This is a genomic window from Collinsella sp. SGI.180, from assembly GCF_050313455.1.
In the GTDB taxonomy this organism is placed as follows: Bacteria; Actinomycetota; Coriobacteriia; order Coriobacteriales; family Coriobacteriaceae; genus Collinsella.
The window spans coordinates 20123-35803 of record NZ_JBNPLL010000005.1 but is presented as its reverse complement, the minus strand read 5'-3'; the positions used below and the strand labels follow the sequence as shown (position 1 = coordinate 35803).

Below are 15681 nucleotides of genomic sequence, written 5' to 3'. Positions count from 1 at the left end.
CAAACCGCATAACGGCTCGACGCTGCAAGCGCCCCTGAGCGAGCAATCTGACGTTCAATCGTCGGTCGCGTACAAAAGTACGCTTCCCTCCTCTTTCACGTCACCTTACTCGCTTAGGGGCGCTTTCGCTGACTTATGCTCAACCTACAATGATTCCAAACTGGATGAGTTACTCGCTGTAGCGGGTGGCTATGGCAGCTCGCACCATTCCGGTGCTCATGAGGTAGGTCACCAGGAAGTAGCCACCGTATGCTGCCAGGAAGATCGCGCAGGTGAGGCCCACAGTGCCGCCGATGCTCATATTTCCGAATATGCTCACCAGCTCGATAATCACCTTAAGTGCCACAAAGGAGTGCGCCAGACCCACTGCCAGCGGGAACAGGAAGAATACCGCCTGCTGCGCCATCACCGAATGGCGAATCTGGCGGTCGTCGCAGCCGATCTGTGCCAGCACACGATAGCTGCGGCTACCGTCGGCCACGTTGGAGAGTTGCTGGATCGACAGAATCGCCGCGCATGCAACGACCAATACAAAGCCGATGTAGATGGCTAGGTAGCTAATCATGCCGTTCATCTGCGCTGCTTGCGTGTACATCTCGGAGCGTGTGATGAAGATTCCCCACGATCCCGGCTCCTTGCCGTCAACGAGCAGATTGTCGAGCAGAGTGTATTTAATGCTCTCGTCTGCCTCGGTCGTATCCATCCCCTGTTTGTAGTTAACGAGCAGGCTACTGGAATACGGCTGCAGATTGAGTTGGGACAACAGCTCGTCGGCAACGACGACGGTACCCGGATTACTGCCCATCGCCGAGTTGGCGATGGCCGCCGTGTCCTCGTCCGACTTATCGGTTGCGGGCTTGAGCGTATGCCCGCCCAAGGTAAGGGCATGGCCGCCGGCCATATACTTGGTGTACAGGTCGATCAGCTCACCGCCCATATCACACGTGAGCAGATATTGGTCGCGGCCAATGCTCACCGGCTCCTCGCCCATCATCTGGCGCAGTTTGTTGTACTGGCTCGCCGGCGTCACAAACAGACCCATCGTATCGGCATTGCTACCCCCGAACGCCTTGGGAAGCTTTTCGCCCATGGTCTTGCACATCTCACTTGGAGTCACCGAAGGATCCGAGCCGCCAAGCGGGTAACTCAGATACGAATCGATCTGCACATGCTCACCGGCAACATCGGCGATATTGACCTTCTTGCCGGTCTCGTCGTTGCTGTCCGCCGACTTGCCCTCGCCGTGCCATGCGGGGTACAAATCGACCGTTGTATCGGCCAACGCCATGCGATCGGCCTCATCAGACGGATTGACGTACCCCTTGTAGTAGTCGAACGTATCGGGCGTGTAATAGACATACATCTGAGACACGTCTACAGGGTTATAGCGCTCCAGATTCTCGTTCATCACGCTGGCAATCGACATACCGCACGTCACCGAGGTGATGGCCAAAAACAGGAGCATCGCGATGACGCCCATCGAAAAGCACACCGTGTTGACCTTGGCCGCAAGCTGGCGCACGATAAACATGTTGAGGCCGCGCCAATACACGCCGCGCAGGCTCTGCAGCAGCTTGATAAGCATGCCCGAGAGTCCCCAAAACAGGGCAAAGGTACCCACGGTAACCATAGCGGTCGTAATGCCAAACTGGTTCATGGCCTCTTGCAGCTTGCTGTCCGTCGCGGTTAGCGGGAACCCATCACGTAGCAGACGGTAATAGGCCACGCCCACAAACACCACGCCCACAGCAAAGATGGCAATCGCGATCCAGGGGTTGCGTGTCTTGATGCTCTCGTTGCGACGCTCGGCACCCATAAGCTCGATGAGTTTGGTACGACGCACGGCGCGAAGGTTCAGCAGTAGCGTGAGCACAAACATTACGAGCATGCAGGCAAGGGTCAGGTTGAACGCATGCACCGAGAAAAAGAAGCGGAAATTGGCGATCTGTGTCTTAAAGAGCGAGGCCGTAAAGAACGTCATGAGCTGGGAGAGTCCCACACCCAGCACAATGCCGGCGACAAAGGCCACAACCGATACTATCACGGTCTCGAGCGCCATGATCGTGGCGACGCGCCCGCGCCCCATGCCGAGTACCTGGTACAGGCCAAACTCCTTCTTGCGGCGTTTCATGATGAAGTTATTGGCATACACCATCAAAAAGGCCATGACACCGGCCAGAAAGTACGTCAGGTAGCCGAGCATGCTGCCCATAACCTGCGCCAAGCCCTCTTCATCGATTCCGGCGATGTCGACCTGCATCGAGATGGTGTTAAAGGCATAGAAGACCGTGACGCCCAGGGTGAGCGTCAAAAGGTAGACGAGGTAGTCGCGGCCGGCGCGGCGGACGTTGCCCCAAGCGAGTTTACAGAGCATCGGAGCCCTCACCGCCCATCATGGCAACGACCTCCATAATGCGGTCGAAGAACTCGCGGCGGTCGGTGTCTCCGCGGCGCAGCTCGGTGAAGATCTTGCCGTCGCGAATAAACAGCACACGGCTCGTGTAGCTGGCGGCAAAGCTGTCGTGCGTGACCATGAGCACGGTGGCGCGCAGGCGGCGGTTAAGGGCCTCCAGGCTCTCGAGCAGCAGGCGAGCGCTCTTGGAATCGAGGGCGCCGGTGGGCTCGTCGGCCATGATCATGGTGGGGTCGGTGACGAGCGCGCGAGCCGCGGCAACGCGCTGCTGCTGACCGCCGGACATTTGGTAGGGATACTTGTCGAGCACCTGACTGATGGACAAGCGCGCTGCCACATCCTGCACGCGGGTCGAGATCTCTGCCGAGCTTGTGCGGGCGATGGTGAGCGGCAGGGCGATGTTCTCGCGTGCCGTGAGCGTATCGAGCAGGTTGGAGTCCTGGAAGATAAAGCCGAGCTCCTCGCGGCGGAACTGCGAAAGCTTAGCCTGCTTCATGCGCGTCACGTCCTGGCCGTTGATGCGGATCGTGCCACTTGTGGCACTATCGATGGTCGACACGCAGTTGAGCAACGTCGACTTGCCCGAGCCCGAAGCGCCCATGATGCCAACGAATTCGCCGCGGTTGACGGTAAAGCTGACGTCGTTGAGCGCGCGGGTCACGTTGCCCAGCGCTCCGTATACCTTTTCGAGATGCACGACTTCCAGTACCGGGGTCGCCATGTGCGTGGTTTGCATACCGAGTCCTTTCTTGCGATTAGTCTACGGCATCTATAGTCGCAAGAAGCCGAGTCGGCTACCATCGATATCGCTTACGCTTGCCTTACCGTTGCGTAAGGTAGGGGTAGTCTTTTTGGGACGGGGCTTTTTTAGCTACCCTATCCGTAGCCTTCGAAGCATGAGGCCGCATTTGACATAGGGCAGCTAAAAAAGCCCCGTCCCAAAAAGACTACCCAAATGAGCTGCCTTGTCATGTGTCGATGTTGAGAGAGGACTCCTGTTGAAGACTGTTCATGTTGCCGCTGGGATTATTCGCAAGGAAGGATCCGATGAGCTGCTTGCCGTGCAGCGCGGCTATGGCGACATGCGGGGACTTTGGGAGTTTCCCGGTGGCAAGCTCATGCGCGGCGAGACGCCCGAGGACGCCGTACGCCGCGAGCTCATGGAAGAGCTGCAGGTCAAAGTCACCAACCTGCGCGATTTCTATACCGTTGAGTACGACTACCCCGATTTTCATCTCTCAATGGAGTGCTACTACTGCTCGCTCGCCGATGAATCCGATGAGCCCCAGAAGCACGACCGCCAGCTCGATATCCGCTGGATTCCGCGCACCTCGCTTGCCACCGTTGAGTGGATGCCCGCCGACAAGGGGCTTATCGATGCTCTGATTGAGCTGAAGGAAGATCGGCTTGAGGCTAACGCCGCCAACGATGCCAAGGCCTCCACGTCCGACGAATCTGCCGCCAAACCCAAGCGCGCACCTAAGCGCCGCAGCAAAAAGCGTCCCAAACCAGGTCTGCTCGACGGCATCGATACCTCGGACCTCTCCGCTGACGAGCGCGAACTGGTGCGCCGTCGCGCCGCTATAAAAAAGTCCATGAAGGGCAACAAGCGCGCCAACACCAAACCCGAGCTGCTCGTTCGCCAGCGCCTGCGGGCAGCGGGCCTTACGGGATACCGTCTGGAATGGAAGGTACCCGGCAAGCCCGACATCGCCTTTCCCGGGCGCAAGATCGCCATTTTCGTCAACGGCTGCTTTTGGCATCGCTGCCCTAAGTGCAATCCGAGCCAGCCCAAGCGCAATGTTGAGTTTTGGGAGGCAAAGTTTCGCCGCAACGTCGAGCGCGACCGAGCCGCCATCGACGCGCTTACCCAAATGGGCTGGACGCCCATCACCGTCTGGGAATGTGAGCTCAAGAAAGACCGCATCGACGCCACCATGGAAAAGGTCATCGAACAGGTACGCGCCGCCGCACCGCAGCGCTAACAGCGATCATTCACACGCTCCGCACGTCCGCGCCACAAACCTTAGAAAGCCCTTAAGCTCAAAACCTTTCAAGAGTGTTATTCGATACCTTTGACCTGCGGTTTCATTGTTATAACAAACCTGATTAAGCCTTTCTTTAGCGCTTCTTTGCAGCAGCCGCGGCATAATACTGCCAACGAACGGGACCTAGCAGCACACCCCGTGCGCAACCTTTTGGTGGACATCGAGGAGGCCGCATAAGCATGCATTCTTCCAATGACGCAGCACAGCAGCCATCCCTAAAACATGCAGACCTTTTCTCCTTCCCCCCGACACAGAGAAACGGCCTCCTCGACTCCCCCACCACAAAAGCCAAACGCTCAACCGATCAGAATCTCAACTTGCGAATATCCTTCGATAAGCTCCAAGCATCCCTAAACAAGTCATTCCCCAACCAGGCCCGGGCATACTAGTCCCCCATCAACAAAGAAGCCCTAACGCCCCACCCCTTCAGCCCCAACGCCACAAGGGCGATTGAGCAGGGCCGTCCGGAAACGGAAAAGGGCCTATCTCTCAGAACATTCCGCAGGACGGAGGAAGCCCCGCAGCGCGTAGCGCGCAGCGGGGCTTCCGACATGTCCGAGGACGTTCTGAGAGATAGGCCCTTTTCCGTTTCCGGACGGCCCGGTGGAATCAGAGTACCCTTGCTGTTACTCTGCTTTGCCCACAGAGTTGAGGTTGGTCATGCGGATCTTAACCAGCTCGGTGATCTCACGCATGCCCTCCTTGGCCGGCTTCTTGGGATCGAAGCAGGCGGGGTTCTCGGCCATGTAGGCCATGAAGCCCTTGGTGTAGGCCTGACGCAGCTCGGTAGCGTAGTTAACCTTGCAGATGCCGTTCTTCACAGCCTCGGCAACCTGCTCATCGGGCACACCGGAAGTGCCGTGCAGAACCAGCGGCACGTCGACGGCGTCGCGGATAGCCTTGACCACGGACTGCTCGATGTGCGGATCGCTCGTGTACACGCCGTGGCTGGTGCCAACGCCAATGGCCAGCGAGGTGCAGCCGGTGCGCTCGACGAACTCCTTGGCCTCGGCAGGATCGGTGTAGGGGCTCTCGCCCTCAACCGCGGGACCGTCGTCCTCCTTGCCGCCAACCTTGCCGAGCTCGGCCTCGACGGGCACGCCCATGGCGCGGCCAGCGTCGGCGACGGACTTGGTCAGGGCAATGTTGTCCTCAAAGGACTCGTGCGAGCCGTCGATCATGACGGAGGTGTAGCCCGTGCGGAAAGCCTGCATGCAGCGGTCATAGCCATCGCCGTGATCGAGGTGCAGAGCGACGGGCACGGAAGCGCGCTCGGCAGCGGCCTTCACCATGCCGTAGAAGTAGTCCAGACCAGCGGTCTTGATGGTGCCCGGGGTGGTCTGCATGATGACGGGGGACTTGGTCTCCTCGGCAGCGGCCAGAACGGCCATAACAAACTCGAGGTTCTCGACGTTGAACGCGCCGACGGCGTAGTGGCCGGCCTGAGCGTCCTTGAGCATCTTTTCGGTGGTAACAAGTGCCATGAGCGTTTGCTCCTCTCCCTCGCCCGCATCTGGACATCGGGCGTAGTTGTTCACAAGGCGTTTTACCTTGCGTTTTACTGCGCTCATTGTATGAAATTCAGCGGCTTTGCACGTGCGAGATATTGAGTCCGTGCAGGCCAATACAGTCGTTTTTGAAAAGTAAACGGAAGGAATCGGAACCGAGTGGGCGTGTTCGATATTGAATTTTGAGCGTTTAGCGTCTTTCTTTTATAGAAAAGATAAGTAATCGAAAGGTGTTTTCTTACTCAAAAAGAAAATGAACGAAAATAGAGTCAACACAATTCCTGCAAATTTAGCCGAGAATGGAGCAAACATGGCCCAAGCTACCAACCGTGCTTTTGCTGACGAGCGCCGTACCGCCATTATGGAAATACTCGAGCATAACGCCTCGGTGCAGGTAGCAGAAATCGCCCAGACCTTTGGCGTGTCCTCCGTCACCGCCCGCGCCGACCTGGACGCGCTCGCCGAAGCAGGCAAGCTGCGTCGCACACATGGTGGTGCCGTATCGCTCCACAAACGCCTGACCGTCTCCACGCAAGATCGCCGCATCAATGTCAACGTCGCCGCCAAGCAGGCCATCGCGCAAAGCGCCATCGAGCTCGTTAATGACGGCGACACGCTGCTCGTCGACTCGGGCACCACGGCGCTCGAATTCGTCCGGCTCCTCGATCAGCGCGACGGCATCACCGTTATCACGGCCGACATTACCATCGCCGATTATATTGACGAGAGCATGCCCTCGGTCGATGTCGTCATGCTGGGCGGGGCACTGCGCAAAGGTCATCGCTATCTGTACGGCCCACTTACCATGCAGGCGCTCCAAATGGTCCACGCCGACCTTGCCGTCATGTGTCCTGGCGCTTTTGTTCCCGGCTGCGGCTTTACGACCGACTTTCCGCAGATGGCCGAGACCAAAGCGGCTATGGTCGGTGCCGCCCGTCAAAGCGTCGCCCTCATGGACGCCAGTAAGGTCAACGGACGCGGCATGTACCGTTTTGCCGAGCTTGCCGACGTCGACATCATCGTGATGGACAGCGACCCCGACGCCGCCGTCGCCACCTCAATCGCCGAGGCCGCCGACAACGCACGTCCAGCCCTCATCATCGCCGGCGCTTAAACAAAAACCACCACAAAGGGCCTGTCCCTTTGTGGTGGTTTTGCCCGTTAAAAGCGAAATATCGCTACTTGGAAAGCTCGTCGGCGAGGGCCTCGATCTGGGCGCGTGATGTGTCGTTGAGCGAGCCCAGCACGGTCACCTTGTTCTGCGCCAGGGTGATGTCCTTCATGCCCTCGAGCTCCTTGGTCATAACCTTGGCAGCGGCGGGCGTCCAGGAACCGGCCTCGACGAGCGCCACGGTGCGGTTCTGGTAGGCATGCTCGGCGAGCGTGTGGATAAAGGTGCTCATGAACGGGAAGATCTCGCCCTGATAGGTGATGGAGGCGAGCACCAGGCGGTCATAGCGGAACGCATCCTCAACGGCCTCGGCCATGTCGTCGCGAGCTAGGTCAAAGACGGAAACCTTCTGGCCGCGAGCCTCGAGCGCAGATGCGAGCTCCTCGACGGCAGCCTTCAGATGTCCATACACACTCGCGTAGGCAATCGTGATGCCCTCGTCCTCGGGCTGATAGCTCGACCAGGTGTTGTAGGTGTCGAGGTAATAGCCCAGATTCTCGGTAAGGACAGGACCGTGGAGCGGGCAGATGATCTGAATATCCAGATCGGCAGCCTTTTTGAGCACGGCCTGCACAAACTTGCCAAACTTTCCCACGATGCCAAAGTAGTAGCGGCGAGCCTCGCAAGCCCAGCCTTCCGGATCCTCGATGTCGTTGGCGCCAAACTTGCCAAAGCCGTCGGCACTAAAGAGCACCTTGTCGGTGGCCTCATAGGAGAAGAGCACCTCGGGCCAGTGAACGTTGGGGGCGCCGATAAAGGTCAGGCTGTGGCCGCCCAGGTCGAGCACATCGCCCTCTTTGACAACCATTTTGCGCTCGGGGAAGTCGGTGCCAAAGTAGTTGACCATCATGCGGAAAGCACCCATGCTGGCCACAATCTGCGCCTGGGGATAGCGCTCCATAAAGGCGGCGATACCGGCGGAGTGATCAGGCTCCATGTGATGGATGACCAGGTAGTCGGGCGTACGGCCATCGAGCGCGGCCTCGAGGTTGCCGAGCCACTCGTCGACAAAACCACCGTCGACCGAATCGGCGACAGCGATCTTTTCGCCCAAGATAACGTAGCTGTTGTATGCCATACCGTTCTCGGACACATCGTACTGGCCCTCGAACAGGTCAATGTCGTGATCGTCGACGCCAATGTAGCGGATATCCTTGGTGATCTCCATCAGGCAAAGCCTCCTAGATAGACAAAATAACTTGTCTATCATAGCACTTGGTAGCATTCCAACTGTTATCTGCCGGCATCCTTACCGATTGTTATTAAAATACGATAAATCGCCGTTTACCTGCGTAAACTATAAGCGTGGCATCGCCGTGCTATGTCGAATAATAAGCTTGCCGGGAATACGAATAGCAACGGTTTTGCCCGCCGTACCCGCCTCGGGAACCGCGTGCTCAAACACCTCGCGTCCACGCTGATGTAAATCGAATCGAACGGTCGTGAGCTCGTTATGCGCGACAAAGTCGTCGAGCGAATCGTCGACGCCCACCACGCTTACGTCCTCGGGCACGCGCAGACCGCTATCACGCAGCGCGGCAATCGCGCCATTTGCCATCTGATCGTTTGCCGCATAGATCGCCGTCATGGTGCGGTCGTGCTCGGCCAGGTACCTGCCGGCCTCGTAGCCGCTGTTGGCAGACCAGTCGCCCTCGAGCGGCGCCTGCGGCTTAATGTGCTTATGCTCGAGCGCATCCTGCCAGCCGGCGCGACGAAATTGCTCGTCGACCGAGAACGACGGGCCGCCAATATAGCGAATTTGCTCGTGCCCCAGCTCAAACAGATGATCCATAAGCAAGAGCGAGCAGCCGTAATGGTCGGAGTCGACCGTGGTCACCCGCGGGTGCGCGTACATGGTAACAATAACCGTGCCAATGCCCGGCAGCGGATCAAACGTCTCAAAATCGGGCGCCATGCGGCTCATGCCGATGATGATGCCGTCCACCGGCAGCGCAGCCATACGACGCGTGGCCTCGGCAAGCGAAAACTCCTCGGTCTTGGACATCTCGACCAGCGTGATGGCGCAATTATGCTCGCGAGCAGCGCTGGCGATGCCGTCGATCATTGAGAGGTTGCCAAACTTGGTGATATCGTTGACGCACAGACCGACCGAATGGTAACGGCCGTCGCGTAGCGCGCGGCCGGCATAACTCGGACGAAAACCGAGCTCTTGCATAGCGGCCTGCACGCGCTGGCGCGTCTGCTCGTTAACGTTGGGCAAGCCGTTGGCGACGCGCGAAACCGTCTGCTGCGAAACACCGGCAGCGCGGGCGACGTCGGCCATGGAGACCGGACGCGTACCTGTATCGTTGGACGAGTGCCTTGCCACAGAACCACCTTCACCTTTGCGAAATCTGAATAGCGTGCATGCCGACCCAGGCAGAAACACACCCCGCGCCGAAGCCCGCTATCGTCGGACGCATGTTAACGTACTCTACTTTTTCTATCTGCATCTCTTCTGCTTTATAAGTCCATACGGCGGTACCGTTCACGGCTGTAATTCTACCGGCTACCGGATTCTCAAAAAGTGACAAGCGATGTGTTATGAGTACGTTAACATAGCCCGTAACGTGCGGCATCGTGAACACTTGGTTCATGCCGCTTCAAGTTGTTAACGTACTCATAGCGACGCAAAACTCACCCGTGCGCGCCAAGGAAAGGACTCCCATGACCACCCCCGACGAAAAGACACTCACCATGCTCACCAAGCTGTTTGAGGAGGAGTTTGGACCCATCGGCGACCGCCAGGTGCTCTACGTGCACGCACCCGGGCGTTCCGAGATCAGCGGCAATCACACCGATCACGAGGGCGGCCATGTTATCGCCGGCTCGCTCGATGTCGCCGTTGACGGTATCGCCGTGGCGACCGACTCCAACAAGATCCGCGTCGCCGACGAGGGCTATCCTACGTTTACGATCATGCTCGACACGCTGGATATTCAAGAGCCCGAGAAGGGCACGTCCGCGAGCCTCGTCCGCGGCATGGCCCACGAAATCGCTGCTCTGGGCGTTGAGCCCCAGGGCTTCGACTTCGCCTTCACCTGCTCCGTCCCCTCGGGCGGCGGCCTTTCCAGCTCTGCCGCCGTCGAGGCGGCGTACGGTCGTGCCATGGAGGCGCTCTGGGGCGCACCCGCCATCGAGCCCGTCGCGCTCGCCCAGATGAGCCAGCGCACCGAGAACAACTACTATGGCAAGCCCTGCGGTCTTATGGACCAGGCCGCCGTTTGCTTGGGCGGCCTCGCCTACATGGACTTTGAGGACCAGGCTCAGCCTAAAACCCAGAAGCTCGAACTCAACTTTGAGGATCACGGCTATGCGCTCGTGCTCGTTAAGGTTGGCGCCGACCATGTGGCAGCTACCGACGACTACGCCGCCGTTCCGCGCGAGATGCAGGACATCGCCGCCGAGTTTGGCAAGACACGCCTGTGCGAGGTAAACGTGGCGGATTTTGACGCCAAGCTCCCTGAGCTACGCGCCAAGCTGGGCGACCGTGCCTGCCTGCGCGCCGTTCACTACTGGTACGAGAACGGCCTGGTCGATAAGCGCTGGGCAGCCCTTAGCGCCGGCGACATCGACCAGTTCCTGGTCCTGACGCGCGAGTCCGGTGCCAGCTCCGCCATGTACCTGCAGAATGTCGTCGCCAAACTGGGCTCCGAGCAACCTTCCATGTATGCCTTGGCGCTGGCCGAGCATGTGCTCGACGGCCGCGGCGCCGTCCGTATCCACGGCGGCGGCTTTGGTGGCACTATCCAGGCCTTTGTGCCACTCGATCTTGTCGACACCTTCATCATCAAGATGAACGGCTGGCTGGGCGAGGGCTCTGCCCGCCACTACGCAATTTCTGACAAGGGGGCTTACGCGGCATGGCTGTAATGACTGATGTGCGCGAGGCCGCGCAGGGCCTGATTGAGTATGCCATCCATCGATCCATGATCGGACAGGATGACCGCATCTGGGCCTACAACACCATTCTCGAGTGCATCGGCGCCACGGGTCCTGCGCTCGACATGGCTTGGGCGATGCAGAACGAGAAGCTCTCGCTCTTGCACCCCGATACGCTCCCCAATTTTGACCTGGAGGGCACGCTTGCCGCGCTTTCCGAGGACGCCGTTGCCAACGGCGCTGCCGAGGACACGGCGTCGGGCCGCGACCGCATCGCCATGCGCATCATGGGCGCGCTCATGCCGAGGCCTTCGGTTGTAAACGAGGAGTTCAATGGACGCATGGGCGTCAACGAGCCCCGCGCCGCGACCGACTGGTTCTATGGTCTGTGCTGTGACGCCGGTTACGTGCGCCGCGCCGCCATCGCGCGCAATATCAAATGGAGTACCCCCACCAACTGGGGCGACCTGGAAATCACCATCAACCTGTCGAAGCCCGAGAAGGACCCGCGCGACATTGCCGCGGCCGGCGCCGCAAAGAACACGGGCGAGAAGTATCCCGCCTGTCAACTGTGCATCGAGAACGAGGGCTACCCTGGACGCTCCGCCGCAGCCGACGGCGGCGCCCATCCCGCTCGCCAGAACCTGCGCGTTATCCCCATCCAGCTCGACGGCGAGCGCTGGGGCTTCCAGTACAGCCCGTACGCGTACTTTAACGAGCACTGCATCGCTATGAGCGCCGAGCATCGCCCGATGCACGTCGACCGTAAGGGACTGACCTGCCTGCTCGATTTTGTGGACCTGTTCCCGCACTACTTTATTGGTTCCAACGCCGACCTGCCCATCGTGGGCGGCTCGATTCTGTCGCACGACCACTTCCAGGGCGGCGCGCACGAGTTCCCCATGATGCATGCCGCCGAGGTCTCGCAGTTTAACGTGCCCGGCTTTGACCAGGTCAGCGGTACCGTGTTGCAGTGGCCGCTCTCGGTGCTGAGACTGCGCTCGCACGACCGCGCCCAGCTGCTCGACGCCGCCGAGAAGATTATCCTCGCCTGGCGCGAGTGGACCGATGAGTCTGTGGGCGTCATCGCGCACACAGCCGACGGCGTGGCGCATAACACTGTGACGCCCGTCATCCGCCGCGTCGACTCTCGCGGCAATGCCGGCGGCGAGATCTACGAGGCCTACCTAGCGCTTCGCTGCAACATCACAACCGACGAGCATCCGCTGGGCGTATTTCACCCGCATGCCGAGTACCACCATATTAAGAAGGAGAACATCGGCTTGATCGAGGTCATGGGCCTGGCCATTTTGCCGCCGCGCTTGGTTCCCGAGCTCGGCGCTGTCCGCGAGCACTTGCTGGCAGCCAAGGCCGATGTCAGTTACGACCTTGCCGGCGCGCTCGAGGGCGACGACCTTTGCCGCAGCCACGCCGCATGGGCCGAGGACGTCTTTGCCCGCCGCGCCGACGAGCTTACGGCCGACAACGCCATCGACATCCTGCATGAGGAGGTCGGCATGGTGTTTGGCCACGTGCTCGACAACGCCGGCGTCTTTAAATGGGACGAAGCCGGTCGCGCCGCCCAGCAGCGCTTTATCGACTCGCTGTAATGATCCCTTGGGGACGGAGGAAAACGGATCATTTCGTCTTCAAGACAACGGCGCCCGCCGGCAACATCGCCGGCGGGCGCCGTTTTTGGTGCAAGGGCAGCTAATTTGGGACGGGGCTATTTTGACTACTTTGCATCTAGAAGTAGTCAAAATAGCCCCGTCCCAAATTAGCTGCCTCTCATGAGAGTGGAAAATCTCCCACTCTAAGCCCGCTTGCGAGCCCAAAATGGGAGATTATCCACTCTCGTTTTGTTCGGTACGCCGTAACTCTAAAGTTCGGTTACCTCTACGCTGTTGTAGACCTCGTCCCAGCGGTCCATGACCAGGTGGCCGGTCTTGGGATCCATGGCGTTGAGCTTGCCGCAGGTATTGGCGGTCTTGAGCACCGTGACGTCGTCGGCACCAGCAGCAATGGCATGCGCAAAACCGGCGATGGTCGAGTCACCGGAACCCGTCGCGTTCACAGCCGCAATCGCGGGCGTCTTGGCGCGGAACGCGCGACCCTCATGGAAGCCAACCGAACCGGCAGCGCCCATCGAAACGACAACCCAGGGGATACCGGCAAAACGGTCATCGGCGGCAAGCGCCTCGCGCAGGGCATCGACATCATCGGTCGTAAAGGACGTACCCAGCAGGCCGTTAATCTCGGTCAGGTTGGGCTTTACGAGCTCAGGCTTAGCGTCGGACTCCAGCGCGGCCTCCAGCGATGCACCCGAAGTGTCGAGCAGCACCTTGGCACCCGCCTCCTCGGCGATCTTGACGAGCTCGGCATAGTAGCCGGCATCGACGCCACGCGGCAGCGAGCCCGAAAGCGTCACAACGTCCGCCTTCGCTGCAAGCTCGGCAAACTTGGCCGTAAAGGCCTCGAGCTCGGCCGGAGCGATCTGCGGGCCGCTCTCCAGCAGCTCGGTCTGATTACCCTCGTGCAGAATATTCAGGCAAATGCGCGTCTCACCGGCGATGGGCACAAAGTCGTTCTTGACGCCGTCGGCATCCATAAGCTCGGCCATATAGGCACCCATGTGTCCGCCGAGCAGACCGGTCGCGAGCACATCGTCGCCCAACTGCAGCAGCACACGGCTCACGTTGAGGCCCTTGCCGCCAGCGGTCTTTTCGGGCGTCACGCGGTTAACATCGTCGATGATCAGCTTGTCGAGCTGATAGCGCGTATCAATCGACGGGTTCATGGTAACGGTCAGAATCATATTGAACTCCTGTTTCCGGGGCACGACACGCGCGACCCCAAACATACGATAGCTCGTTAAAGGATCTCGATCTCAAAGCCGCGGGTGACGGTCTCCCCCGGCTTGGCCACCAGGCAGCCGCGCTTGTGCTCCAGAATATCGTCCTCGTCGGAGCAGGTGGACAGGCCGCCCCACGGTTCCACGGCCACAAAGTCACCCTCGGGCTTGCTCCACACAATCAGGTACGGCATATCGGGGAACGTCAGGCGCACGCCCTTGTCCTCGGTCTTCTTGGTCAGCGTAACCACGCGGCTCTCGAGCACGTCAAAGATGGTCTCCGCGAAGTCAAAGAGTTCGTGGGTCAGCGGCAGGTCATGGCCAACCATCGGGTTCTTGCTGCGATGCTCAACATCAATCAGGCCCGTCGAGGGAACGGCAGTGCAGAGGTCGGTGGCCTCACGCTGCTCAAAACGAAGCTCGTAGTCGTCATAGGACTCGCCCTCGTCGAGCGGGCACTTAAAGCCGGGGTGACCGCCCACAAAGAACGGCATGTCCTCGGTGCCCTCATTGGTCACCTCGTACGACACGTCAACCTTTTCCGAATCGATCGTGTAACGAGCAACGATCTTAAACGGATACGGGTACTGCTCGAGCAACTCGGCATGGTCGGCAGAGCTTAAGCTCAGCGCAACCATGTTGTCGCTCTGTTCCTCGAGCTTCCACTCCTGCTTGCGCGCAAAGCCGTGGCGGGCGAGCTTTACCTCGCGGCCGCCCATGGTCATTGCGTGGCCGTCACGAAGGCCACCGCAGATCGGGAAGCAAATGGGGGCCTGGCCCGACCAGACTGCCGGATCACCCTGCCACAGGTACTCACGGCCGTTGGCCGCAATAGAAGTGAACGACCCGCCCGCCGTGCTCAGTGCCACGCGGATAGAACCGTTATCAAGAACAAACTCCATAGGAGCCTTCCCTTTCTTACGACAGCCCACCAAGTCAATAGGGCTGATAGAAAACCGGCCCGCGCCCCCTCACAGAAACGCGAGCCGTCAATTGAAAAGCTGCAGAATGCCGGGTACCGCCAAGAGCGAAGCACTCAAGCCAAGCAAGCAAACGTGTTATCGGAGCAGCTTACTGAACCAGAAAGCTTCGCAACAACAGCGGTAACCCCACAGGTACCCCCAACGTCAGCGAGCGGCGCTCAGGTGCCCCAGGTCGCCGCGAAAGAGGAGCGACGCGTACTTCATGTACGCGAGCGACGGTTTGAGCGACGAGATGGGGTGCCTGAACGCCGCGCAGCGTCGACCCGTTACGCGGTTTGGTAAAACCGCGTAACCCAATTAGTCGTGGTATTCGCCGCGGTCCCACTTCTCCAGGAACTCGTCAAAGAAGTGCGGGTCAGTCTGAGCCTCGGCGTCGGCCTTATTGCAAGCATCGATCTTGGCGATCAGGGCATCGTGCTCGGGGGTCTTCTCGTAAGGCTCCTCCAGGAAGGCAAGCATGATGTCGGCCATCAGGAACTCGCCGGTGATCTTGCCACCAAAGCCCACGATGTTGGCGTTGAGCTCACGACGGGCATACAGGGCAGAGGTCATGTCGCGAACCAGGGCGCAGCGGGCGCCGGGAACCTTGTTGACGGCGTTGGTGATGCCGATGCCGGTGCCGCACAGGGCCACGCCAAAGTCGGCCTTGCCGCTGGCAACAGCCTCGCCCACGGCCTTGCCGTAGATGGGATAGTGCGTACGGGTGTGGCTGTAGGTGCCGCAGTCGAGCACCTTGTAGCCAGCCTGCTCCAGGCGGTCGGCCAGATAGATCTTCTCGTCCGTAACGATATGGTCGCAACCGATTGCGATGGTCTTCTTCATCAG

General features: G+C 59.6%; 12 protein-coding genes. 4 read left to right on the top strand and 8 right to left on the bottom strand.

Annotation, left to right across the window (positions count from 1 at the left end):
* Window positions 1-169: 169 nt before the first annotated feature.
* Window positions 170-2374 carry an FtsX-like permease family protein gene (locus tag ACQRAP_RS03365; protein ID WP_427794891.1) on the bottom strand — a complete coding sequence of 735 codons (2205 nt, stop codon included), beginning with the start codon at window positions 2372-2374 and terminating at the stop codon, window positions 170-172.
* The gene (locus ACQRAP_RS03360; RefSeq protein WP_427728561.1) at window positions 2364-3149 is read right to left on the bottom strand and encodes an ABC transporter ATP-binding protein; all 786 of its coding nucleotides are present in this window, start codon (window positions 3147-3149) and stop codon (window positions 2364-2366) included. Before ACQRAP_RS03360 ends, ACQRAP_RS03365 begins: the two co-directional genes overlap by 11 nt.
* A 262-nt stretch (window positions 3150-3411) precedes the next feature.
* On the opposite strand from ACQRAP_RS03360, the gene vsr reads away from it, so the two are divergent.
* Window positions 3412-4398, top strand: coding sequence for a DNA mismatch endonuclease Vsr (gene vsr, locus ACQRAP_RS03355; protein WP_427794890.1), 987 nt, complete (start codon window positions 3412-3414; stop codon window positions 4396-4398).
* A gap of 689 nt (window positions 4399-5087) precedes the next feature.
* Here vsr and ACQRAP_RS03350 read toward each other — a convergent pair.
* Complete coding sequence (locus ACQRAP_RS03350) at window positions 5088-5945, bottom strand: class II fructose-bisphosphate aldolase (RefSeq protein ID WP_022095149.1); 858 nt, start codon at window positions 5943-5945, stop codon at window positions 5088-5090.
* 334 nt (window positions 5946-6279) lie between these two features.
* Here ACQRAP_RS03350 and ACQRAP_RS03345 point away from each other — a divergent pair, with 334 nt between their 5' ends.
* Complete coding sequence (locus ACQRAP_RS03345; protein WP_427748009.1) at window positions 6280-7083, top strand: DeoR/GlpR family DNA-binding transcription regulator; 804 nt, start codon at window positions 6280-6282, stop codon at window positions 7081-7083.
* Window positions 7084-7147: 64 nt separating this feature from the next.
* On the opposite strand, the gene ACQRAP_RS03340 is transcribed toward ACQRAP_RS03345, so the two are convergent.
* Window positions 7148-8308, bottom strand: a complete 1161-nt coding sequence (locus ACQRAP_RS03340; protein WP_427794889.1) for an FprA family A-type flavoprotein — start codon at window positions 8306-8308, stop codon at window positions 7148-7150.
* A gap of 129 nt (window positions 8309-8437) precedes the next feature.
* On the bottom strand, window positions 8438-9424 hold the full coding sequence (locus ACQRAP_RS03335) for a LacI family DNA-binding transcriptional regulator (protein WP_427794922.1): 987 nt from the start codon (window positions 9422-9424) through the stop codon (window positions 8438-8440).
* Between the two features lie 383 nt (window positions 9425-9807).
* Between ACQRAP_RS03335 and ACQRAP_RS03330 the strand changes: the two genes are divergently transcribed.
* Window positions 9808-11013 (top strand): galactokinase, encoded by a 1206-nt coding sequence (locus tag ACQRAP_RS03330; protein ID WP_427794888.1) that lies wholly within the window; start codon window positions 9808-9810, stop codon window positions 11011-11013.
* The gene (locus tag ACQRAP_RS03325; protein ID WP_427794887.1) at window positions 11004-12632 is read left to right on the top strand and encodes a UDP-glucose--hexose-1-phosphate uridylyltransferase; all 1629 of its coding nucleotides are present in this window, start codon (window positions 11004-11006) and stop codon (window positions 12630-12632) included. The genes ACQRAP_RS03330 and ACQRAP_RS03325 overlap by 10 nt, the downstream gene beginning before the upstream one ends.
* 269 nt (window positions 12633-12901) lie before the next feature.
* On the opposite strand, the gene ACQRAP_RS03320 is transcribed toward ACQRAP_RS03325, so the two are convergent.
* From ACQRAP_RS03320 to lacB, 3 genes are all read right to left on the bottom strand, one after another.
* The gene (locus ACQRAP_RS03320) at window positions 12902-13837 is read right to left on the bottom strand and encodes a hexose kinase (RefSeq protein ID WP_195535118.1); all 936 of its coding nucleotides are present in this window, start codon (window positions 13835-13837) and stop codon (window positions 12902-12904) included.
* Between the two features lie 56 nt (window positions 13838-13893).
* Window positions 13894-14775: an aldose 1-epimerase family protein gene (locus tag ACQRAP_RS03315; protein ID WP_427728578.1), complete on the bottom strand. Its 882-nt coding sequence runs from the start codon at window positions 14773-14775 to the stop codon at window positions 13894-13896.
* 378 nt (window positions 14776-15153) lie between these two features.
* Window positions 15154-15678, bottom strand: coding sequence for a galactose-6-phosphate isomerase subunit LacB (gene lacB, locus ACQRAP_RS03310; RefSeq protein WP_196032983.1), 525 nt, complete (start codon window positions 15676-15678; stop codon window positions 15154-15156).
* Window positions 15679-15681 lie beyond the last annotated feature (3 nt).

Excerpts from the sequence above, each read along its gene's own strand:
- ACQRAP_RS03365 (WP_427794891.1), bottom strand. The coding sequence starts at position 2,374 with ATGCTCTGTAAACTCGCTTGGGGCAACGTCCGCCGCGCCGGCCGCGAC.
- ACQRAP_RS03360 (WP_427728561.1), bottom strand. The coding sequence starts at position 3,149 with ATGCAAACCACGCACATGGCGACCCCGGTACTGGAAGTCGTGCATCTC.
- ACQRAP_RS03350 (WP_022095149.1), bottom strand. The coding sequence starts at position 5,945 with ATGGCACTTGTTACCACCGAAAAGATGCTCAAGGACGCTCAGGCCGGC.
- ACQRAP_RS03345 (WP_427748009.1), top strand. The coding sequence starts at position 6,280 with ATGGCCCAAGCTACCAACCGTGCTTTTGCTGACGAGCGCCGTACCGCC.
- ACQRAP_RS03340 (WP_427794889.1), bottom strand. The coding sequence starts at position 8,308 with ATGGAGATCACCAAGGATATCCGCTACATTGGCGTCGACGATCACGAC.
- ACQRAP_RS03335 (WP_427794922.1), bottom strand. The coding sequence starts at position 9,424 with ATGGCCGACGTCGCCCGCGCTGCCGGTGTTTCGCAGCAGACGGTTTCG.
- ACQRAP_RS03330 (WP_427794888.1), top strand. The coding sequence starts at position 9,808 with ATGACCACCCCCGACGAAAAGACACTCACCATGCTCACCAAGCTGTTT.
- ACQRAP_RS03325 (WP_427794887.1), top strand. The coding sequence starts at position 11,004 with ATGGCTGTAATGACTGATGTGCGCGAGGCCGCGCAGGGCCTGATTGAG.
- ACQRAP_RS03320 (WP_195535118.1), bottom strand. The coding sequence starts at position 13,837 with ATGATTCTGACCGTTACCATGAACCCGTCGATTGATACGCGCTATCAG.
- ACQRAP_RS03315 (WP_427728578.1), bottom strand. The coding sequence starts at position 14,775 with ATGGAGTTTGTTCTTGATAACGGTTCTATCCGCGTGGCACTGAGCACG.
- lacB (WP_196032983.1), bottom strand. The coding sequence starts at position 15,678 with ATGAAGAAGACCATCGCAATCGGTTGCGACCATATCGTTACGGACGAG.